This is a genomic window from Leclercia sp. 1548, assembly GCF_050435045.1.
Lineage (GTDB): Bacteria > Pseudomonadota > Gammaproteobacteria > Enterobacterales > Enterobacteriaceae > Enterobacter > Enterobacter adecarboxylatus.
In genome coordinates this window covers 105717-128355 of the sequence record NZ_JBNDJP010000010.1, presented here as the reverse complement: position 1 = coordinate 128355, position 22639 = coordinate 105717, and the positions used below count along the sequence as shown (strand labels likewise).

The following is a 22639-nucleotide window of genomic DNA, read 5'->3' as shown; positions in this document are numbered from 1 at the left end:
TAAATATTAAGCCAGAATACGGGTACCAATCGGCGTGCCGTTGAACAGGGCTGGCAGTTGCTCGGCATGACGCCAGGAGGCGATATCCACCGGGCGGCCAAGCGTGCGCGCGGCATCCAGCGCCGCATTCACTTTCACAATCATGCCGTCGGTAATTATGCCCTGGGCGATCAGCTGCTCAGCCTTCGCCGCAGTCATTTCCGCAATGCGCTGGCCTTTGCCGTCCAGAATACCGCTCACGTCAGAGAGAAGGATCAGGTCGGCGCCCAGCGTCGCCGCCAGAGCGGTAGCCGCCTGGTCTGCATTGACGTTCATCAGCTCACCCTCTTCGGTCACACCGATAGAGCTGACCACTGGCAGGAATCCCCCTTCCAGCAGGGTGTTAATCAGCTTAGGTGAACCCGGCTGCGCCAGGCCTACATGCCCCAGCTCTTCGTCAAGCTGGGTCACTTTTACGCTGTCACCATCGCCGAGATAAAGGCCCACGGAGGCGATATGGTGTTTCTTCGCCCAGGCCAGCAGCGTTTTGTTGGCAGTGCCCGCCAGCGCGCCGGTAATGATGTCGATCTGATCGGCAGGCGTAACGCGCAGGCCATTCTTCTTTTTCACCGGCAGGTTAAGGCCTTTCATTAACTCATCAACCACACAGCCGCCGCCGTGGACAATCACCAGCGGGCGTTGATGGGATTCGCGATAGTTAACCAGCGCGGTAAACAGACGCTCCAGCGCCTCTTCGCTGTCCAGCAGCACACCACCAAGCTTGATAATTAATGGATTCATCATCACACCTTAAATAAGAGACTGCGTTTCAGCATAGCCAAAACGAATATTTGCGCACTGAACAGCCTGGGCGGCTGCACCTTTCAGCAAGTTATCTTCTGCGGCCACTACAATCAGGTGCTCACCCTGCACGGCAAAGCCGATATCGCAGAACGGCAGGCCGACCACATTTTTCAGCGCCGGGACACCTTTGTCATACAGACGTACCAGCGGTTTATTCGCATACGCCTGCGCGAAAGCTTCGCCTACCTGCTCTTTGGTCACGCCCGGTTTCAGGCGGCAGGTGATGGTTTCGAGGATCCCGCGCGGGAAGTTGCCCAGGTGCGGAGTGAAGATGACTTCCGCCCCCAGATGGGTGGTGATTTCCGGGTGATGACGATGATTAAACACGCCATACGGCTGCAGGCTCACTTCACAAAAGCTGTTGGAGATAGCCGCTTTGCGCCCTGCTCCGCTCACGCCGCTGGTGGCGTTGATCACTGGCCACTGGTTGAGATCCAGCAGGTCTGCATCGATCAACGGCTTCAGGGAGAGTTGCGCCGCCGTCGGGTAGCAACCCGGCACGGCAATCAGGTTCGCTTCTTTCAGCGCATCTGCGTTCCACTCCGCCAGACCATATACTGCTTGTTCAAGCAGATCCGGGTGCTGATGGGTGAAACCATAGTATTTTTCATAGAACGCGGCGTCGTTCACACGGAACGCACCGGAGAGATCGAATACCACGCAGCCGGCCGCCAGAAACTGCGGCGCCAGGTCGTGGCTAACTTCGTGGGCGGTGGCTAAAAACACCACGTCCACGCCGTCGGTAAACGCGCTGATATCCGACATTGGCTGCAACGGCAGATCAACAATCCCTTTAAGTTGCGGATGTAAATCGGAAATTAACTTTCCTGCATCATTGCTTTGCGCTGAGACAGTCAAAGCGGTTATGGTCATATGAGGATGGCGATTCACGTAGCTTACAAGCTCTGCGCCCGCATAACCGCTAGCGCCTACAATCAGCGTATTCAACATCGGGTTCCTTTATGCTCAACGTTAATGTATTTTTATTCACATTTATTGCATGAATATTGATACTATCACGACCTAAGGTGTGTCAACAATGAAAATGAATTTACCGCCATTTATCGAGATCTACCGCGCCCTGATTGCCACGCCGTCCATCAGCGCAACGGAAGAAGCGCTGGATCAGAGTAATGAGACTTTAATCAATCTGCTGGCGGGGTGGTTCAGCGATCTCGGGTTTAAAGTGGAAGTTCAGCCCGTCCCGGGAACCCGTAATAAATTTAACCTGCTCGCGAGCACCGGGCAGGGTGCGGGCGGCCTGCTGCTGGCGGGACATACCGATACCGTACCGTTTGACGATGGCCGCTGGACGCGCAATCCCTTCACCCTGACCGAGCACGACAACAAACTTTACGGGCTGGGCACCGCCGACATGAAAGGCTTCTTCGCCTTTATCCTCGACGCGCTGCGTGACGTGGACGTGAAAACGCTGAAAAAGCCGCTCTATATTCTGGCAACCGCCGATGAAGAGACCAGCATGGCAGGCGCGCGCTACTTCTCTGAAAACACCGCAATTCGCCCGGATTGCGCCATTATCGGCGAGCCAACCTCCCTGCAACCTATCCGCGCGCATAAAGGCCATATCTCCACGGCGGTGCGCGTGCTGGGCCAGTCCGGTCACTCCAGCGATCCGGCGCGCGGCGTTAATGCCATCGAACTGATGCACGACGCCATTGGCCGCATCATGACCCTGCGCGACGATCTGAAAGAGCGTTATCACTACGATGCGTTCACCGTGCCGTATCCGACCCTCAATCTCGGCAGCCTGCACGGCGGCGATGCGTCCAACCGCATCTGCGCCTGCTGCGAACTGCATATGGATATCCGCCCGCTGCCGGGCATGACCTTAAGCGATCTTGACGGCTTGCTGAATGAAGCGCTGGCCCCGGTGAGCGAGCGCTGGCCGGGCCGCCTGACGGTTTCTGAACTGCATCCGCCGATCCCGGGCTATGAGTGCCCACCGGACCATCAGCTGGTGGAGGTGGTGGAAAAACTGCTCGGCGAAAAAACCGACGTGGTGAACTACTGCACCGAAGCGCCGTTTATTCAGACTCTCTGTCCGACGCTGGTCCTCGGTCCGGGTTCCATCAACCAGGCCCACCAGCCAGATGAGTATCTGGAAACGCGCTTTATCAAACCGACCCGTGAACTGATCACCCAGGTTGTGCATCACTTCTGCTGGCATTAATGACTGTCCCCCTCTCTCACGAGAGGGGAAAAATCTCATGATCTTCGTCACACTCCTATAAGCATCTCTTATCTGACGCAAAGCGAATTAAATTTCGTAAATTGCCCGCATTTATTCGTTTGCTGAACCGTTTTCGCAGCAATTGACGACGGGGGTTTTACATGGCTTTATAAAGGGAGATGACAAAATAATGTCCGTTGGATGTCTGGCCGGGCATAAACAAAAATGATGGGGTGACTGGGTTTTTATGAACGAACAATATTCCGCGTTGCGTAGTAATGTCAGTATGCTCGGCAAGGTGCTGGGAGATACCATCAAGGATGCGTTGGGCGAGAACATTCTCGATCGCGTTGAAACAATCCGTAAGCTGTCTAAATCTTCCCGTGCCGGTAACGAAGCCAACCGTCAGGAGCTGCTCACCACGTTGCAGAACCTCTCTAACGATGAGCTGCTGCCCGTTGCCCGTGCCTTCAGCCAGTTTCTTAACCTGGCGAATACCGCCGAACAGTACCATAGCATTTCGCCGAATGGCGAAGGGGCCAGCAACCCGGAAGTGATTGCCCGCACGCTCAGAAAACTCAAGGACCAACCCGATCTCAACGAAGCGACCATCAAAAAGGCCGTTGAGTCTCTGTCACTGGAGCTGGTGCTGACCGCCCACCCAACTGAGATCACCCGCCGCACCCTGATCCACAAAATGGGTGAAGTGAACAACTGCCTGAAGCAACTTGATAATAAAGAGATTGCTGACTACGAACGTAACCAGCTGATGCGCCGTCTGCGCCAGCTGATTGCTCAGTCCTGGCATACCGATGAAATCCGTAAGCACCGCCCAAGCCCGGTTGACGAAGCCAAATGGGGCTTTGCGGTGGTGGAAAACAGCCTGTGGGAAGGGGTGCCTAACTACCTGCGCGAGCTGAATGAACAGCTGGAAGAGAACCTCGGCTATCGCCTGCCGGTGGATTTTGTTCCGGTGCGCTTCACCTCCTGGATGGGTGGCGACCGCGACGGCAACCCGAACGTTACCGCCGAGATCACTCGCCACGTCCTGCTGCTCAGCCGCTGGAAAGCCACCGATCTGTTCCTGAAAGACATTCAGATTTTGATTTCAGAGCTGTCGATGGTCGAAGCCACGCCAGAACTGCTTGAGCTGGTAGGTGAAGCCGGTGCAACCGAACCTTACCGCTTCCTGCTCAAAAACCTGCGCAGCCAGCTGCTGGCCACTCAGGCCTGGCTGGAAGCGCGCCTTAAAGGCCAGCGTCTGCCGAAACCCGCCGGTCTGCTCAGCCAGAACGAGCAGCTGTGGGAGCCGCTATACGCCTGTTATCAGTCACTGCAAGCCTGCGGGATGGGCATCATCGCGAACGGCGAGCTGCTCGATACCCTGCGCCGCGTGAAGTGTTTCGGCGTGCCGCTGGTGCGTATCGACGTGCGTCAGGAAAGCACCCGTCACACCGAGGCGCTGGGCGAGCTGACCCGCTATCTCGGCATTGGCGACTACGAAAGCTGGTCAGAAGCCGACAAACAGGCCTTCCTGATCCGCGAACTGAATTCCAAACGTCCTCTGCTGCCGCGGAGCTGGGCACCAAGTGAAGAGACCCGTGAAGTGCTCGACACCTGCAAAGCGATCGTCGATGCGCCGAAAGGATCGGTGGCGGCCTATGTGATCTCCATGGCGAAAACCCCGTCCGACGTGCTGGCGGTTCACCTGCTGCTGAAAGAAGCGGGCATTACCTTTGCTCTGCCGGTCGCGCCGCTGTTTGAAACGCTCGATGACCTGAATAACGCCAACGACGTGATGACCCAGCTGCTGAACATCGACTGGTATCGCGGCTTTATCCAGGGCAAGCAGATGGTCATGATCGGCTATTCCGACTCCGCAAAAGATGCGGGCGTGATGGCCGCCTCCTGGGCGCAGTATCAGGCACAAGATGCGCTGATCAAAACCTGCGAAAAAGCCGGGATTGAACTGACCCTGTTCCACGGTCGCGGCGGCTCGATTGGCCGTGGCGGTGCCCCTGCTCATGCGGCCCTGCTCTCTCAACCGCCGGGCAGCCTGAAAGGCGGCCTGCGTGTGACCGAACAAGGCGAAATGATCCGCTTCAAGTACGGTCTGCCGGAAGTCACCATCAGCAGCCTGTCGCTCTACACCAGTGCGATCCTCGAAGCGAACCTGCTGCCGCCGCCGGAGCCGAAAGATGCCTGGCGTCATATCATGGACGAACTGTCCGACATCTCGTGCGACATGTACCGCGGCTATGTGCGCGAAAACAAAGACTTCGTGCCTTACTTCCGCTCGGCAACGCCGGAGCAGGAGCTGGGCAAACTGCCGCTGGGTTCACGTCCGGCAAAACGTCGCCCGACTGGCGGGGTTGAGTCCCTGCGTGCTATCCCGTGGATCTTCGCCTGGACGCAGAACCGACTGATGCTCCCGGCCTGGCTGGGTGCCGGTGCCGCTCTGCAAAAAGTGGTGGAAGACGGGAAGCAGAACGAACTGGAATCCATGTGCCGCGACTGGCCGTTCTTCTCCACGCGCCTCGGCATGCTGGAAATGGTGTTCTCGAAAGCCGACCTGTGGCTGGCGGAATACTACGATCAGCGTCTGGTGAAACCGGAGCTGTGGGCGCTGGGCAGCGAGCTGCGCGAGCTGCTGCAAGACGACATCAAAGTGGTGCTGGATATCGCCAACGACTCCCATCTGATGGCCGATCTGCCATGGATTGCCGAGTCCATCCAGCTGCGTAACATCTACACCGACCCGCTGAACGTGCTGCAGGCAGAGCTGCTGTACCGTTCGCGTAAAGCGGAAGAAGAAGGTCTGGAGCCGGATCCACGTGTGGAACAAGCGCTGATGGTCACCATCGCAGGTGTTGCGGCGGGCATGCGTAACACGGGTTAATTAACCGCGACGGACATCATCACGGCAAAGGCCATCCAATTAGGATGGCCTTTTTCAATTATCAACGTTAATGTTGCCCTGTCTGCATCTGGCAAGGGAAAAACATGTATCACGACGTCAACCACCTTCTCTCCCGTCTTATCAGTGGCGCTACGCCATTGCGGCATATTTATTTTGCCAGCACCAGCGGCCCGGTACCGGAACTGGCCTATAAGGTGGATTTCCCGCGCCTGGAGATCGTGCTGGAGGGTGAACTCATCGACGCGGGTCTCACGCAAACCCTTATCCCCTGCGATGTCCTCTATGTTCCGGCGGGTGGCTGGAACTTTCCGCAGATAAATAGCCCGGTGACGACCTTCAGCATTCTGTTTGGTAAACAGCAGCTTGGCTTTAGCGTGGTACAGTGGGATGGCAAACACTACCACAATCTGACGAAGCAGCACGTAGCACGCCGGGGGCCGCGAATTGGCTCTTTCCTGTTACAGACCCTCAATGAAATGCAGATGCAGCCGCAGGAGCAACACACCGCCAGACTCATCGTCACCAGCCTGCTCAGCCACTGTCGCGATCTGCTCGGCAGCCAGATCCAGACCGCATCGCGAAGCCAGGCGCTGTTCGAAGCCATTCGTAATTATATTGATGAGCACTACGCCATGGCGTTAACCCGGGAGTCGGTGGCGCAGGCGTTTTATATCTCACCCAATTACCTCTCCCATCTGTTTCAAAAAACGGGGGGGATGGGCTTTAATGAGTACCTGAACCATACGCGGCTGGAGCACGCCCGGATGTTGCTGAAAGGGTACGATCTGAAGGTCAAAGAGGTGGCTCACGCCTGTGGGTTTGTCGACAGTAACTACTTTTGCCGCCTGTTCCGTAAAAACACCGAGCGCTCCCCCTCGGAATATCGCCGGCAGTATCACAGCCAGCTCACGGAAAAATAGTTATTCCACAATAAAGTGGGTTTGCTGCGGAGCGGAAAGCAGCCTACGCACGGCGCTCATCACGCGCTGCGGTTCCCGCAGAAAGGCGCTGATACCCGATTGTACGTAACGGCTGGAGACGAACCGCTCCGCCCCTGCAAGCTCAATATCCGTAATCAGCAGCACCGCATCCGCCCGGCGGATATCCTCTTCCGCTAAGGGGTTTTCTATGCCCAGCGCCCCCTGGGTTTCAATCTTGATATGCCATTTTTCTTGCTGACAAATCTTCTCGAGGCGCTCGGCAGCCATGTAAGTGTGCGCAACGCCGCTAACGCAGGCGGTTACGGCAACCAGATATCGTCCAGATGGCACTGTCATATTAACCTCCTACGGTGACCTCAAATCCGGCACTTTCCGCCCACTGACGGTAAGCTGCCACTTCTTGCGCCGACGGAGCGGACACCTCTCTCATCGACCACTGTTGCCCAAGCAGACGATACTTTGGCTCACCGTATTGATGAAACGGTAACAGATGCAGGTGCCTGATACCCAGAGACGTCAACAACGTAAGCGCCTGCTGCATATTCTCTTTGCTGAGCGTGTAGCCAGGGATCAGCGGCAGCCTTGGCGTGACCGCAATCCCTTCCTGCACCAGCAACCGCAGGTTTTCCACTACCCGCGGCTGATTCATGCTGACGACCTCGCGGGCCTGCCGCGCGTCCATAATTTTAAGGTCAAACAGCACCTCATCACAGCAACGCGCCAGGGGTAGCAAGCGGCTGGCGGGCGCATCCCCGGCGGTTTCAATGGCGCAGGGCACGCCCCAGCTACGCAGACGTTGCAAAAACCGCGTCGCAAAGGGGGCCTGCATCAACACCTCGCCGCCCGATAAGGTCACGCCGCCCCCGGAAGCGCGAAAAAAGACTTCATCTTTCATCACTTCGCGGGCCAGTTCATCCAGGGTGACGTCGCGTCCAATAGCCTCAAAGGCACCGGAAGGGCATTCATCGGCATCCCGCTGGCAGGGCGAGCAGTGCAGGCATTTACTTTTACGCCGTACGGTTTCGATCTTCGGGGAGATCGATTCCGGGTTGGCGCACCACGGACAGGTATGCGGGCAGCCCTTGAAAAAGACCACCGTGCGGATACCCTGCCCGTCGTTCAGGGAATAGCGCTGAATATTGAAGATGCGCGCGACCTCATCGCCGCGCGGATCAATCACCTCACAGCTGATGCGCGGTGCGGCGGATGATGTCATCCTGGATCTCCTTCGACAACTCAACAAAGAAGGCGCTATAGCCCGCAACGCGTACCACCAGACCGGCAAAATCCTGTGGCCGACGCTGTGCATCGCGCAGCGTATCGGCATTCACCACGTTAAACTGCACGTGCTGTAATTTCAGCTGCGTGAAAGCACGCAGGAAATCCGCCAGCTTATGCAGCCCTGTATCTCCTTCCAGAGTGGCAGGCGTGAACTTAACGTTCAGCAGCGTACCGTTAGATAACAGCATATTATCCAGCTTGCTTACCGATTTCAGTACCGCGGTCGGGCCCTGCATATCCTGGCCCAGCATTGGCGACAGGCCGCCGTCGGCTAACTGTTCTCCGGCATAGCGCCCATCCGGCGTGGCCCCGACGACTGAGCCCAGCGGCACATGTGCCGAGACGGTATAAGAGCCGGGAGTAAAGTAGCCACCACGCGGGTTAGCGTATTTTTCAACTTCTTTGCAGTAATGGCGAAGCAATTCGGCGCTAATATTATCCACGTCATCAATATCGTTACCGTATTTTTCGAAGCGGTTAATCAGCCTGGCGCGTACTTTTTCCCCTTCCGGGGTGGCAAAATTCCCCTTCAGCACTGCCAGCAGTTCATCGAAACTTAAGCGTTGCTGTTCAAAGACCAGCCCCTTCAGCGCATGCAGCGAGTCGCTGAGGTTAGCGATACCAATCCCCTGCACGCCAGAGAAGTTATACCGCGCACCGCCATCGGTAATATCGCGGCCCTTATCCAGACAGTCACTGATAAATGATGAAAGCAGCGGCACCGGCGCCCAGTCGCGGTGGCCGATATCGCAGATATTGCTGCCCTCGACCATCAGTTGGATGTAATGGCTGATTTTGGCGCGGATTTGCGTCAGTAACCCCTCATAGCTCAGCGCATTATTGCCTTCGTTTTCATGCAGGCAAATTTCCATTACCTTCAGCAGGTTAAACATAGCGATATCATGCAGACCGTATGTTCTGCCGGGAATCGACAGTTCCACGCAGCCCACCACCGCGTAGTCACGGGCATCTTCCAGCGACACGCCGCGGTTCAGGAACGCAGGCACGACCACTTCGTCATTAAAGATCTGCGGAATACCCGTGCCGAGGCGAATGGTCTCAGCGGTTTTTAGCAGGAATGGCGTGTCGATCAGCGCATTGGTGCGCACACCAAGGTTAGGCTGCGGCAACTGGACGTTCTGATAAGCATCAAGGCAGAGGAAGGAGAGCACGTTGACTGCGCTACGCCCACTTTCGGTCAACCCGCCGAGCAGGGCGGTGTAGCCGGTCGGGAACCCGGCAAAGTAGCGCGCACTGCTGGTAGAGCGTAACAGCACGATGTCATTGCATTTTACCCACAATGACTCCAGCAATTCCTTCAGGAAAGCGGGATCTTCACCCTGCGTGAGCGAAGCCTGATAAAACGGCAGCATATACTGGTCAAAACGCCCCAGCGACAGGGAACTGGCGTTGGACTCGTATTGCAAAATGATATTCATGTACCAGAACAGCTGACACGCCTGCCAGAAGGTTTGCGGTTTGTGTTGGGCGTTATGGCGAGAGTTGGCAGCAATGGCCAGCAATTCCTGACGACGCTGCGCGTCAGGGCAGTTCTCGGCCATGTTTTCAGCCAACAGCGCATAACGCAAGATATGGCTTTGCGAGGCCTCAAGCAGCAGCAGTGCCGCCTGGTAGAACGGGTTATCCGGCTGCTGTTGGCAGTGCTGGCGCATCTGCGCTACCAGCTCGCCCAGGCCGTTATTCAGCAGATGCGGATAGTCGATAATGATGTGCCCCTGCCCTTTGTCCGTCTGGTTGACGCTAAAAATCTGCGTGCTGACGGCCGCCTTTACCTCGTCAGTCATCTGGCCGTTGATAAAATCTTTCATCGAGCGCTTTTCCCAGTAAGGGAAGAGCTCGTCACGATAGATGCGTTTGTCCTCTTCGCTGATCGCAAAACGGTCCTGCGGACGCGTCGGGAACTGTTCCAGCTCTTTCAGCAGCCAGTAGGGATCCATCTCCGGCGACATAATCCCTGCGCGCGGCTTCACGGTACGGTTACCGGCGATCAATTCCTCATCACGAATCGAAATCTCAACATGCTCAAGGATATACGCCGTGGCTTTGGCGCGACGCAGAATAACCGGCTCGCCCTCGGTCTGCCGATGGCTGGCGGTATAGAGCAAAGCGCGTTCGAGCGAAATTTCTCGGTTATGTGCAAAAAGCGCAGCTTTCAGGCGCTGGGTACGATTCGTCATGAGGAACTCCTGTAAAAATACAAACCCGCCCGAATGGGCGGGAAAGGATTAAGCGGTTTGCGCCAGATGGGCGTCGATTTTGTTCATGATGGCGTCGGCACGTTTGACGGCATCGCTGATGTTGACGCGTACAATGGTTTTCCCGGCAAAACGTTCTTCAAATTTGATGCCGATATCTTTGGTCAAAATGACCATATCGGCCTCAGCCACATCGGCGGCGGTCAGTTCGTTCTCCAGGCCGATCGACCCCTGCGTCTCCACTTTGACTTCCCAGCCCTTCGCTTTTGCGGCACTTTCCAGCGCTTCGGCAGCCATGTATGTGTGGGCAACGCCAGAAGGACATGCGGTTACAGCAATAATTTTGGTCATGGTTTATTCCTCACTTAATTCATTTCGAAATCTAAATCCAGGTCGTCTTCTTTCTCACTGACCGGGTCAACATTCTTGCGAGCCAAACTTTTCAATACGTTAACGCAGACTGCCGTCACCAGCGCCCCAACGGCAATGGCGGCGAGGTAGCCGAGTTTGCCCTCAACAACGGGCAGCACGATCACGCCGCCCCATCCTGCATAACACTGGGCACCCAGCAGCGCGGCGGTTACCGTACCGCAGGCAGAGCCCACCATGATGGAAGGGATAACGCGCAATGGATCAGCCGCCGCAAAGGGGATTGCCCCTTCAGTGACGCCAACACAGCCCATCACCAGTGCCGCTTTGCCGGCTTCGCGTTCTTCACCGGAGAAGTTTTTACGGCCCAACAGCGTCGCCAGACCCAACCCCAACGGCGGCACGCAGATCCCCACGGCGGCGATGGCAACCACGGTGTAGACTCCCTGCGACACGCAAATAAGCATGAAGGCATAGGCCACCTTGTTCACCGGGCCGCCCATGTCAAAGGCCAACATCAGGCCCATGATCACCGCCAGCAACACGATGCTGCCCTGCTGCATACCTTGTAACCACTGGGTCAGGCTGGTGGTCAGCGCGCCGACCGGTTCGCCCAGGCCCCACATCATCACGCCTGCGGTAATAAAGGTGCCAATAATGGGAATGACGAAGATAGGCATCACCGAGCGCAGAACCTTATGCACCGGGATTTTTTTCAGGTAATAGACCACGATGCCACCGATGATCCCGGCAATCAGCGCCCCGAAGAACCCGGCGCCGAAGCTATTTCCGACCCAGGCGCCAATCGCACAAGGTGCCAGCGCGGCGCGCTCGGCGATGGAGTAACCAATATAGGCCGCCAGGAAAGGCACCATCAGGGTCAACCCCGCCACGCCGATATCAAACAGCTTTTTGAGGTTTGGATCGGTCGCCGCATCCGGCACGGCGCCTTTGCCGTACAACATGACGGAAACCGCCAGCAGGATCCCACCCGCTACCACAAAGGGGATCATGTGAGACACGCCGGTCATCAAATGTTGACGGGTGTTTTTCAGGATCTGCACCAACTCTTTCATAAGTCGCTCCCGGGCCAGTGTGTGCCCATATCCATAAAGATGTTGTGGCAACAATAGGCAATCAGGCGGGAGGCAGACAGTGGATAAAAAGGCCATTTACTGGATTTTTGTAATGTCAGTACAAAAATGAGATCAGCCTCATAAGTTAAGCAGCCCACCAATTCTTACAGTAAGTGCTAACTTGTGAAACGACTCTCACTTTGGAACAGACATTACATTTGTCCAGCTTTTGGCATTTTTGTCACATGGTATCGGGCGACGTCGTACTTTTATTCTGTAAGGAGAAAACCATTATGGGAGAGAGGCGATGGCCCTGATTGTGGAATTTACCTGTGAGCTACCCAATGGCGTCCATGCGCGCCCGGCAAGCCACGTTGAGACACTGTGCAACACCTTCAATGCCGATATCGAGTGGCATAACCTGCGTACCGATCGTAAAGGCAACGCCAAGAGCGCCCTGGCATTGATCGGCACCGATACCCTGGCGGGCGATAGCTGCCGGTTAATCATTTCTGGAACGGACGAACAGGCGGCACATCAACAGCTGAGCAAGTGGTTGCGTGAAGAATTCCCCCACTGCGACGCGCCGCTGGCGGTGGCCGAAAACAGCGAGCTGGAGCCGCTTCCGGCTTCGCTCACTAACCTGAACCCGCGCCTTTTCCGCGCCCGCAGCGTATGTGCAGGTAGCGCGGGCGGCACACTGATGCGCCTCTCTTCGCTGGATCTGAATGCCCTGGGTGCGCTTCCTGCTGCACAAGATGCAGAGAGTGAACAGTCCGCGCTGGATAAAGGCTTAACGTTACTGATAAAGAACATTGAGTTTCGCCTGCTCGACAGCGACGGTGCTACCCGCGCCATTCTGGAAGCACACCGTTCGCTGGCGGGTGATACCTCGCTGCGTCAACACCTGCTCGATGGCGTCTTGCGGGGATTAAGCTGCGCTCAGGCGATCGTCGACAGCGCCAGCCATTTCTGCGAAGAGTTTGGCCGCTCCAGCAGCAGCTACTTACAGGAACGCGCGCTGGATGTACGCGACGTCTGTTTCCAGCTACTGCAGCACATCTATGGCGAGCAGCGCTTCCCGGTCCCGGGCAAGCTCACTCAGCCCACGGTGTGCATGGCCGACGAACTCACGCCAAGCCAGTTCCTTGAACTGGATAAAACCCTGCTGAAAGGCCTGCTGTTGAAAAGCGGCGGCACCACGTCGCATACGGTGATCCTTGCCCGCTCGTTTAATATCCCGACGCTGATTGGCGTGGAGATCGAAGCGCTGAATCCCTGGCTCAAGCAGACTGTCTTTATCGACGGCAACGCGGGCGCTGTTGTTGTCAGCCCGGACGAGGCGGTGGCGCGCTACTACCAACAGGAAGCCCGGGTGCATGACGCCCTGCGCGAGCAGCAGCGCATCTGGTTGACGCAGGAAGCGCGCACCGCCGATGGCATCCGTATGGAGGTCGCCGCCAATATTGCTCACTCCGTAGAAGCACAGGCTGCATTTGGTAACGGTGCCGAGGCCGTTGGACTGTTCCGTACCGAAATGCTCTATATGGACCGCACCAGCGCCCCATGTGAAAACGAGTTGTACAACATCTTTTGTCAGGCGCTGGAGTCCGCGCAGGGGCGCAGCATTATTGTACGTACCATGGATATCGGGGGCGATAAGCCCGTGGATTACCTCAAGATCCCCGCCGAAGCCAACCCGTTCCTGGGTTATCGCGCGGTGCGTATCTATGAGGAGTACGCCGCGCTGTTCACCACGCAACTGCGGGCAATTCTGCGCGCGTCGGCGCACGGTCATCTCAAGATCATGATCCCGATGATCTCCTCCATGGAGGAGATCTTATGGGTGAAAGAGAAACTTGCGGAAGCAAAACAGCAGCTGCGCAGCGAGCAGATCCCCTTCGACGAGAAGATCCCTCTTGGCATCATGCTGGAGGTGCCATCGGTGATGTTCATCATCGATCAGTGCTGTGAAGAGATTGATTTCTTTAGTATTGGGAGTAATGACCTGACGCAGTACCTGCTGGCGGTCGACCGGGATAACGCCAAAGTTACCCGCCATTACAACAGCCTCAATCCGGCATTTCTCCGCGCACTGGATTACGCGGTACAGGCGGTGCATCGTCAGGGTAAATGGATTGGCCTGTGTGGCGAGCTGGGAGCGAAAGGCTCCGTACTGCCGCTGTTGGTGGGGCTGGGACTGGATGAGATCAGCATGAGCGCCCCGTCGATACCGGCCGCCAAGGCCCGGATGGCGCAGCTCGACAGCCGCGCCTGTCGCCAGCTCCTCAACCAGGCGATGGCCTGCCGTACCTCGCTGGAAGTCGAGCACCTGCTGGCGCAGTTCCGCATGACCCAGCAGGACGCACCGCTCATCACCACGCAGTGCATCACCCTGGACAGCGACTGGCGCAGCAAAGAAGAGGTGCTCAAAGGGATGACCGACAACCTATTGCTGGCAAGTCGCTGTCGCTATCCACGCAAACTGGAGGCCGATCTCTGGGCGCGTGAAGCAGTTTTCTCGACGGGACTGGGCTTTAGTTTCGCCATTCCGCACAGCAAATCAGAGCATATTGAGCAGTCCACCATTAGTGTGGCGCGCCTGAAGGCGCCGGTCCGCTGGGGTGACGAAGATGCGCAGTTCATCATCATGCTCACCCTGAACAAACACGCCGCAGGCGACCAGCATATGCGCATCTTCTCGCGCCTGGCGCGCCGCATTATGCACGAAGCCTTCCGCAACGCGCTGGTCAATGCCGCATCCGCGGACGCTATCGCCAGCCTGCTGCAACACGAGCTTGAACTTTAAGAGGACGCAAAATGGAACTGTATCTGGATACCGCCAACGTGGCGGAAGTCGAACGCCTGGCCCGCATCTTCCCTATCGCCGGCGTTACCACCAACCCGAGCATTGTGGCGGCCAGCAAAGAATCCATCTGGGATGTGCTGCCTCGCCTGCAGAAAGCCATTGGTGAAGAGGGCATTTTGTTTGCCCAAACCATGAGCCGCGATGCTGAAGGTATGGTGGCTGAAGCAAAACGCCTGAGCAACGCCCTGCCGGGGATCGTGGTAAAGATCCCGGTGACGGCTGAAGGTCTGGTGGCAATCAAGCAATTGAAAAAAGAGAAAATCACCACTCTTGGCACCGCCGTTTACAGCGCCTCACAGGGTTTGCTGGCGGCGCTGGCAGGGGCGAAGTATATCGCGCCATACGTCAATCGCGTCGATGCTCAGGGCGGTGATGGCATTCGCACGGTGCAGGAGCTGCAATCCCTGCTGGAACTCCACGCTCCGGACAGCATGGTGCTGGCCGCCAGCTTTAAAACGCCGCGTCAGGCGCTTGATTGTCTGCTGGCTGGATGTGAAGCGATCACACTTCCTTTAGATGTAGCGCAACAAATGCTCGGCACCCCGGCAGTAGAGTCAGCTATAGAGAAGTTCGAGCAGGACTGGAAAAACGCGTTTGGTAACCTCAACCTCTAAGGGAGACATGTTATGGACCGTATTATTCAATCACCCGGCAAGTACATTCAGGGGGCCGATGTGCTCACCCGCCTCGGTGATTATCTCAAGCCGTTGGCGGCACGCTGGCTGGTGGTAGGCGATAAATTTGTGCTGGGCTTTGCCGAAGAGACGCTGCGCCAGAGTTTTGAACAGGCAGAGTTGTACGTCGAAATTGTACCGTTTGGCGGCGAATGTTCGCAGAACGAGATTGACCGACTGCGTCAGCTGGCGAAAGAAGCCAACTGCCAGGCCGTGCTGGGCATCGGTGGCGGTAAAACGCTGGATACTGCAAAAGCGCTGGCGCATTTTATGGATGTCCCGGTCGCCATCGCCCCTACCATTGCCTCTACCGATGCGCCCTGCAGCGCGCTGTCCGTCATCTACACCGACAGCGGCGAGTTTGATCGCTATCTGATGCTGCCGCACAATCCGAATATCGTGATTGTGGATACCAAAGTGGTAGCGGGTGCGCCCGCACGCCTGCTGGCCGCCGGGATTGGCGATGCGCTGGCAACCTGGTTTGAAGCCCGTGCCTGCTCGCGCAGCGGCGCCACGACGATGGCGGGGGGCAAATGCACCCAGGCCGCTCTGGCGTTGGCCGAGTTGTGCTACAACACCCTGGTTGAAGAGGGTGAAAAAGCGATGCTGGCGGCAGAACAACATGTGGTAACGCCCGCGCTTGAGCGAGTCATTGAAGCCAACACCTATCTGAGCGGCGTCGGTTTTGAAAGCGGCGGCCTGGCGGCGGCGCATGCTATTCACAACGGTTTAACTGCCATCCCGGACGCCCATCATTACTATCACGGCGAGAAAGTAGCCTTTGGCACATTAACCCAGCTGGTGCTGGAGAACGCCCCGGTGGAAGAGATCGAAACCGTGGCGGCGTTATGTCACAGCGTAGGGCTACCTATCACCCTGGCGCAGCTGGATATCAAAGTGGATATTCCGGCCAAAATGCGTTTAGTGGCCGAGGCGTCATGTGCAGAAGGGGAAACTATCCATAACATGCCGGGTGGTGCAACGCCGGACCAGGTGTATGCGGCGTTGTTGGTTGCCGACCAGTACGGTCAGCGCTTCCTGCAGGAGTGGGAATAACCTTCCTGCCCGGCGGCGCTTGTACGGGCCTACACTCCGTAGGCCGGATAAGCCGAAGCCGTTAACCGATAAAAAAATCCCCGCCGGAGCGGGGATTTTTCTGTTTACAGCAGATCAAACCGGTCGAGGTTCATCACTTTTACCCATGCCGCGACGAAATCCTTCACGAACTTCTCGTGGGCATCGCTGCTGGCATAAACCTCAGCCAGCGCGCGCAGCACGGAGTTAGAACCAAACACCAGGTCTGCACGGCTCGCCAGATATTTCACTTCCCCGCTCACGCGGTCGCGGCCTTCAAACAGCTCGCTGGATTCGTCAGTGGCTTTCCACTGCGTGCCCATATCCAGCAGATTGACGAAGAAGTCCGTGCTGAGTACGCCCACGCGATCGGTAAAGACGCCGCTCTTACCGCCATCAAAGTTAGCCCCCAACACGCGCAGCCCGCCCAGCAGCACCGTCATCTCTGGCGCGGTCAGCGTTAGTTGCTGTGCTTTATCAATCAGCAGCGACTCTGTGGTCGAAACGTCAATCGCCGCCCGGTAGTTACGGAAACCATCGGCAACCGGCTGCAGCAGGGTAAACATGCCGATATCGGTCTGATCCTGGCGCGCGTCAACACGACCCGGCGTAAAGGGTACGGTGATATTCACGCCAGCGGCTTTAGCCGCCTGCTCAACGCCCACGACACCGGCCAGCACGATGATGTCTGCCAGTGACGCTTTATGCGCCGATTTATAGATGCCTTCCAGCACCGGCAGAACACGCGCGGCCACGGCGTTAACATCCCAGCTGCGCTGCGGTGCCAGCGCCAGACGTGCGCCGTTGGCGCCGCCACGCTTATCGCCACCGCGGAAGGTGGACGCCGAAGCCCATGCCACCGACACCAGCTCGCTCACCGATAACCCAGAGTTGGCAATAGCCTCTTTCAGGCTCTGAATATCCTCCGCGGTCGGGTGGAAGAATGGCTGCGGCAGTGGGTCCTGCCAAATCAGCTCTTCTTTAGGCACTTCCGGGCCGATATAACGTGAAATTGGCCCCATATCACGGTGGGTCAGCTTGAACCACGCGCGGGCAAAAGCTTCGTTAAAGGCCTGCGGATCGTTGAGGAAACGACGGGAAATCTTGTCGAACTCAGGATCGAAACGCAGCGTCAGGTCAGTAACCAGCATGGTCGGTTTACGTTTTTTCGACGGGTCGAAGGGATCGGGCATGATCTCCGGCGCATTCGACGCTTCGAACTGGATCGCCCCTGCCGGACTGCGGGTTTGTACCCAGTCGTATTTGTACAGGTTCTCAAAGAAGTAGTTGCTCCACTGGGTCGGCGTCTGGGACCAGATCACTTCCAGACCGGAGGTAATGGCGTCAGCACCAAAACCGCTGCCGTGCGTGCTGGCCCAGCCCAGGCCCTGCGCTTCAAGCAGGCCACCTTCTGGATCAACCCCCACATGGGTCGTTTCCCCTGCCCCATGGGTTTTCCCCAGCGTATGCCCCCCGGCGATCAGCGCGACGGTCTCTTCATCGTTCATCCCCATGTTGCCGAAGGTGGCACGGATCGCCGCCGCCGCAGACAGTGGTTCACCGCTGGCGTTTGGCCCTTCCGGGTTCACGTAGATCAGCCCCATCTCGGTGGCGCCAACGGCACTTTTCGCCAGGCTTTCTGGATGGCGATGCTCAAGCCAGGCTTTTTCATCACCCCAGTTAACGTCCAGATCCGGTTCCCACACGTCTTCACGTCCGGCACCAAAGCCAAAGGTTCTGAAGCCGGAATTTTCCAGCGCGACGTTACCGGCAAGAATAAACAGGTCGGCCCAGGAGATTTTCTGCCCATATTTTTGCTTGATGGGCCACAGCAGACGACGCGCCTTATCGAGGCTGACGTTATCCGGCCAGGAGTTGAGCGGAGAGAAACGCTGTTGACCACGACCCGCACCGCCACGCCCGTCTACGGAGCGATAGGTACCGGCACCGTGCCACGCCATACGGATGAACAGACCAGCGTAGCTGCCCCAGTCTGCAGGCCACCACGGCTGGGAGTCCGTCAGCAGGGCTTTCAGATCGCCTTTCAGAGCAGAGTAATCAAGTTTGCTGAATTCTTTGCGGTAGTTGAAGTCTTTGCCTAGCGGGTTGGAACGTTCGGAGTGTTGATTGAGAAGATCGACACGAAGCTGTTTAGGCCACCAGTCGCGGCTGTTGGTACCGGCACCTGCGCTCTTGTCATAACCGCCCTGATGGAAAGGACACTTGCCTGAATTCTGGTTATCGTCGGACGTACTCATCGCTCTGCTCCCTCTATGGTTTTACCGTTAGGATATACACCACTGGCAACAAGAGATAATTGAAACCATCCACAGATTTGATAGTTAATACCGTGAATATCAGCCCGAAATAAAAATCCCCCACAACCGTGAGGGACTTGCCTTTACAGACCCGGACGAACCCCCAGGGTATGGCAGATCGCGTAACTCATTTCGGCGCGGTTGAGGGTATAAAAATGGAAATCTTTCACCCCTTCGCGGCTTAAAATCTTCACCATGTCCATGGCGATACTGGCACCCACCAGCTTGCGGGTTTCAGCGTCATCGTCCAGGCCTTCATACATTTTCGCCATCCAGTGCGGGATGCGAACGTTGGTCATGTCGGCAAATTTCTTGGCCTGTTTGAAGTTCGAAACCGGCAGGATCCCCGGAATAATTTCGACGTCGATACCGGCGGAGACGCAGCGGTCACGGAAGCGCAGATAGCTTTCCACGTCAAAGAAAAACTGGGTGATAGCGCGGTTGGCCCCGGCATCCACCTTGCGTTTCAGGTTGAGCAGATCCGCCTGAGCACTTTTTGCTTCCGGGTGGACTTCCGGGTACGCCGCCACGGAGATGTCGAAATCGCCCACCTCTTTCAGCAGCGCCACCAGATCGGTCGCGTACATATCCGGCTTACCGCTGCCCGGCGGCAGGTCTCCACGCAGAGCCACGATGTGGCGGATACCGTTATTCCAGTAATCCTGGGCGATGGTACGCAGTTCGTCGCGGGTGGCATCGATACAGGTCAGATGCGGCGCGGCTTCCAGACCGGTACGATCCTTAATGCCTTTAATAATGCTGTGCGTACGGTCACGCTCGCCAGAGTTGGCGCCGTAGGTCACCGAGACAAATTTCGGCTTCAGACTGCTCAGGCGATCGATAGAGGCCCACAGGGTCTGCTCCATTTCACTGGTGCGCGGCGGGAAAAATTCAAATGAGACGTTAATCTGGCCGTTTACTTCAGCCAGGCTCTGATTCAGGGCTTCCCGCTGGTTGGCGTGAAAAAAGCTCATACCTTACCTCATCAATCGCGTGTCGTTGTTTGTTGTGTTCGAACTTCTATACGTTTAGACGTCCAGATGTAAAAATGACGGAAAAGCCGACTGCCGTCAACAGAAATAATCAACAATAACGGTGAGGAATGCTCAGGGGAGTTGAGGGGAGTTCATGATGGGGTGAGAAGTCCCCTCACCCCGGCCCTCTCCCCAAAGGGGCGAGGGAGAAAAACAGCACCGTGCCGTCTTCTCTCTCCAGAGGAGCGAGGGAGGAAAAATAACACCGGGCCGCACACTCTTCCCAGAGAAGCGAGGAAGGAAAACAGCGCCGGGCCGTAACCTCTGCCAGGAAAGGCGAGGCAGGAAAAACAGCACCGGACCATCCCCTCTCCCCAGAGGAGCGAGGAAGAAAAAACAGCGCCGGACTGTCCCCTCTCCCCTGTGGGGAGAGGGCTAGGGTGAGGGGTAATCTTTGAAACTACAGCAGCTGCGCCAGACGGTTGATATCCGACTGGATCGCCCCGGCGGTCACGTCGCGGCCTGCACCCGGCCCACGGATCACCAGCGGGTTATCACGATACCAGCGGCTTTCAATGGCGAAGACGTTATCGCACGGCAACAGCGCCGCCAGCGGATGTTCTGGGCGAACGGCTTCCACGCCAACGCGTGCTTTGCCATTGGCATCAAAACGCGCCACGTAGCGCAGGACCAGACCCATTTCGCGGGCCGCCTCCAGGCGCTGTAACATCTGCTCGTTCAGCGCATCACCATTCTCGAAGAAGTGATCGACAGAACCCTCTTCACAGTCTGCCGGCACCAGCGACTCCACGCGAACCTGACCCGGTTCGATGTCGTAACCCGCTTCACGTGCCACGATCACCAGCTTACGCATCACGTCTTTACCGGAGAGGTCCACACGCGGATCGGGCTCGGTCAGCCCCTGCTGCCACGCCTGATCCACCAGGTCGGTGAAAGGCACGGTGCCATCAAACTGCAGGAACAGCCACGACAGGGTACCGGAGAAGATACCGCTGATCGCCAGAATGCTGTCGCCGCTTTCGATCAGATCGCGCACGGTATGGTTTACCGGGAGACCCGCCCCGACGGTGGCGTTATACAGCCAGTGACGACCTGTTTTTTCAAAGGCATCGTGGATCTGGCGATAGTTGCGGGTGTTGCTGGCTCCCGCCAGTTTGTTGGCGCTGATGACATGGAAACCATGGCTGGCGAAATCAAGATACTGATCGGCCAGTTGCTCGCTGGCGGTCACATCCAGCACCACCAGGTCGTCGTACGGGTGGGCGCGCATCCACAGGAACAGCGACTCTTCATCCTGCTCGATGGCTTCGTCGTTAAAGAAGGCCAGCGCGCGACTCGCATCCAGCCCTTCATAGTTGAGCAGGCTGCGGCGGCTATCCACCACGCCCGCCAGCACAAATTCGAATCCGGTACGCGCCGAAAGTGTGGTCTGTTCGCGGGCGAACAGCTCCAGCCAGCGGGAACCGATGTTGCCTTTCCCAAACAGCATCAGGCCGATACGTTTTTCAGCACGGAACAGTGACTGGTGCAGCCCCTGGATCAGGCTTTCGGTTGGCCCGGTACGCATGACCGCCACCAGGCTGATCCCCTCTTCCGACTGCCAGGTAAACTCCACCGGCTGGCCCTTCAACTGCTGCCAGAAGCGGTGGCAGTGCAGCGGGTTACGGGTGACGCCCGCCCCTACCATCGCAATCAGCGCCAGACCCTGACGCAGACGAAGCTCGCCCGGCAGGCCCGCTTCATCAAGAATTTTCAGTGCGCTGTCGGCCACTTCTGCGGTATAGCAGAACTGCAGCAGGTGCCGGTCAGTGTGCACACCCACGGCGAGCGGGCGTACCTGGGCGCGCTTCAGGATCAGGTCAATCTCTTTATGCGTCTGTTTGAAATCATGTCCGGCAGGAACGAGGAATTCGATCAGGCAGATGTCGTCATGGCTGGTAACGATACGCGCCCCTGTGCCGGAGGCCAGGACGCGCTCGATACGGGTTGAGCCTTGATCCGGCGTATAGCTGCAGCGCAGTTGCAGGTCGATATCGCTGCCAGAAACCGGCTGCAGAGTACGGGCGTGCAGTACCGGGGCCGCCAGACGGGCCAGCTCGCTGGCTTCGTCGAGACGCAGCAGCGGCAGCAGGCACGCATCTTTAACCTTACGCGGGTCAGCGCTGTAAACACCGGCTACGTCGCTCCAGATGGTGACGCGAGACACCCCCGCCAGGGCACCGATCTGTGTTGCGGAGTAGTCAGAGCCGTTACGTCCCAGCAGCACGGTTTCACCCGCGTTGCTGCGGCTGATAAAGCCGGTTACGACGATACGTTTGTTCGGATGCTGCACCAGCAGCTGCTGGAGCAGAGGATAAGAGAGGCCTTCATCAACCTGCGGCTGAGCGCCACGCTCGGCACGCAGGAAATCACGCGCGTCCAGCCATGCCGCTTCCAGACCCTGCTGTTGCAGGACGGCCGCCATCAGGCGGGCAGACCAGACTTCGCCGTGGCCCACGACTTCAGCATAAACGGCGTCAGTAACGCCGCTGTCGAGTAAACCGGCCAGTCGCTCCAGATCCTGAATAAAGGTGCTAATCAGGCCATCTGCCACGTCGGCTGGCAATAAACCGGCGATCAGCTCACTCTGGTAACGGCGTAACGCTTGTTGAACCTGATGCGCAGAGAGACGATCGGTCTGGCTTAACTTCAGCCAGCTAATCAACTGGTTGGTGGTGCTGCCCGCCGCGGAGACAACCATCATGTCCCCCGGCATCGAATACTCTGCCATGATCCCCGCGACCCGCAGGTAACATTTCACATCAGCAAGACTACTACCACCAAACTTGTGCAGCTGGCGACCCTTCGCCCCTGCCTGCGCTATCACACTCAT

At 57.3% G+C, this 22639-nt stretch carries 16 protein-coding genes; 6 read left to right on the top strand and 10 right to left on the bottom strand.

Annotation, left to right across the window (positions count from 1 at the left end):
- Nucleotides 1-6: 6 nt before the first annotated feature.
- Both argB and argC read right to left on the bottom strand, forming a co-directional pair.
- The gene (gene argB, locus ABIE02_RS21530) at nucleotides 7-783 is read right to left on the bottom strand and encodes an acetylglutamate kinase (RefSeq protein WP_098946274.1); all 777 of its coding nucleotides are present in this window, start codon (nucleotides 781-783) and stop codon (nucleotides 7-9) included.
- 6 nt (nucleotides 784-789) lie between these two features.
- Nucleotides 790-1794: an N-acetyl-gamma-glutamyl-phosphate reductase gene (argC, locus tag ABIE02_RS21525; RefSeq protein ID WP_117386846.1), complete on the bottom strand. Its 1005-nt coding sequence runs from the start codon at nucleotides 1792-1794 to the stop codon at nucleotides 790-792.
- A gap of 88 nt (nucleotides 1795-1882) precedes the next feature.
- Between argC and argE the strand changes: the two genes are divergently transcribed.
- The 3 genes from argE to ABIE02_RS21510 all read left to right on the top strand — a co-directional run bounded on the left by argE (nucleotide 1883) and on the right by ABIE02_RS21510 (nucleotide 6874).
- Nucleotides 1883-3034 (top strand): acetylornithine deacetylase, encoded by a 1152-nt coding sequence (argE, locus tag ABIE02_RS21520; RefSeq protein ID WP_336995148.1) that lies wholly within the window; start codon nucleotides 1883-1885, stop codon nucleotides 3032-3034.
- A 247-nt stretch (nucleotides 3035-3281) separates the two neighbouring features.
- Nucleotides 3282-5933 (top strand): phosphoenolpyruvate carboxylase, encoded by a 2652-nt coding sequence (gene ppc / locus ABIE02_RS21515; RefSeq protein ID WP_032615245.1) that lies wholly within the window; start codon nucleotides 3282-3284, stop codon nucleotides 5931-5933.
- Between the two features lie 104 nt (nucleotides 5934-6037).
- Entirely contained in the window at nucleotides 6038-6874 is an 837-nt protein-coding gene (locus ABIE02_RS21510) for a helix-turn-helix transcriptional regulator (RefSeq protein ID WP_032615247.1), read from the top strand.
- Here the strand turns inward: ABIE02_RS21510 and ABIE02_RS21505 are convergent, their stop codons facing one another.
- Genes ABIE02_RS21505 through ABIE02_RS21485 form a run of 5 tightly spaced genes read right to left on the bottom strand, consistent with a single transcriptional unit; the run spans nucleotide 6875 to nucleotide 11837 of the window.
- Nucleotides 6875-7231 (bottom strand): PTS fructose-like transporter subunit IIB, encoded by a 357-nt coding sequence (locus ABIE02_RS21505; protein ID WP_336995147.1) that lies wholly within the window; start codon nucleotides 7229-7231, stop codon nucleotides 6875-6877. It lies immediately after the preceding gene.
- A gap of 1 nt (nucleotide 7232) precedes the next feature.
- A complete protein-coding gene (locus tag ABIE02_RS21500) occupies nucleotides 7233-8111 on the bottom strand; it encodes a [formate-C-acetyltransferase]-activating enzyme (RefSeq protein WP_077226914.1) in 879 nt (292 codons plus the stop codon).
- The gene (locus ABIE02_RS21495) at nucleotides 8077-10374 is read right to left on the bottom strand and encodes a formate C-acetyltransferase (protein WP_204231597.1); all 2298 of its coding nucleotides are present in this window, start codon (nucleotides 10372-10374) and stop codon (nucleotides 8077-8079) included. The genes ABIE02_RS21500 and ABIE02_RS21495 overlap by 35 nt, the downstream gene beginning before the upstream one ends.
- A gap of 48 nt (nucleotides 10375-10422) precedes the next feature.
- Nucleotides 10423-10743 carry a PTS fructose-like transporter subunit IIB gene (locus tag ABIE02_RS21490; RefSeq protein WP_032615255.1) on the bottom strand — a complete coding sequence of 107 codons (321 nt, stop codon included), beginning with the start codon at nucleotides 10741-10743 and terminating at the stop codon, nucleotides 10423-10425.
- Nucleotides 10744-10757: 14 nt separating this feature from the next.
- Nucleotides 10758-11837 carry a PTS fructose transporter subunit EIIC gene (locus ABIE02_RS21485; RefSeq protein WP_032615257.1) on the bottom strand — a complete coding sequence of 360 codons (1080 nt, stop codon included), beginning with the start codon at nucleotides 11835-11837 and terminating at the stop codon, nucleotides 10758-10760.
- 307 nt (nucleotides 11838-12144) lie between these two features.
- Here ABIE02_RS21485 and ptsP point away from each other — a divergent pair, with 307 nt between their 5' ends.
- Genes ptsP through gldA form a run of 3 tightly spaced genes read left to right on the top strand, consistent with a single transcriptional unit; the run spans nucleotide 12145 to nucleotide 16436 of the window.
- Entirely contained in the window at nucleotides 12145-14646 is a 2502-nt protein-coding gene (gene ptsP, locus ABIE02_RS21480) for a phosphoenolpyruvate--protein phosphotransferase (RefSeq protein WP_336995146.1), read from the top strand.
- Between the two features lie 11 nt (nucleotides 14647-14657).
- Nucleotides 14658-15320, top strand: coding sequence for a fructose-6-phosphate aldolase (fsa, locus tag ABIE02_RS21475; RefSeq protein WP_032615262.1), 663 nt, complete (start codon nucleotides 14658-14660; stop codon nucleotides 15318-15320).
- Between the two features lie 12 nt (nucleotides 15321-15332).
- Nucleotides 15333-16436 carry a bifunctional L-1,2-propanediol dehydrogenase/glycerol dehydrogenase gene (gene gldA, locus ABIE02_RS21470; RefSeq protein ID WP_032615264.1) on the top strand — a complete coding sequence of 368 codons (1104 nt, stop codon included), beginning with the start codon at nucleotides 15333-15335 and terminating at the stop codon, nucleotides 16434-16436.
- 104 nt (nucleotides 16437-16540) lie between these two features.
- Here gldA and katG read toward each other — a convergent pair whose 3' ends face one another.
- The 3 genes from katG to ABIE02_RS21455 all read right to left on the bottom strand — a co-directional run bounded on the left by katG (nucleotide 16541) and on the right by ABIE02_RS21455 (nucleotide 22639).
- Nucleotides 16541-18712, bottom strand: a complete 2172-nt coding sequence (katG, locus tag ABIE02_RS21465; RefSeq protein WP_032615266.1) for a catalase/peroxidase HPI — start codon at nucleotides 18710-18712, stop codon at nucleotides 16541-16543.
- A 143-nt stretch (nucleotides 18713-18855) separates the two neighbouring features.
- Complete coding sequence (gene metF / locus ABIE02_RS21460; protein WP_032615268.1) at nucleotides 18856-19746, bottom strand: methylenetetrahydrofolate reductase; 891 nt, start codon at nucleotides 19744-19746, stop codon at nucleotides 18856-18858.
- Nucleotides 19747-20206: 460 nt separating this feature from the next.
- On the bottom strand, nucleotides 20207-22639 hold the full coding sequence (locus ABIE02_RS21455) for a bifunctional aspartate kinase/homoserine dehydrogenase II (protein ID WP_032615275.1): 2433 nt from the start codon (nucleotides 22637-22639) through the stop codon (nucleotides 20207-20209).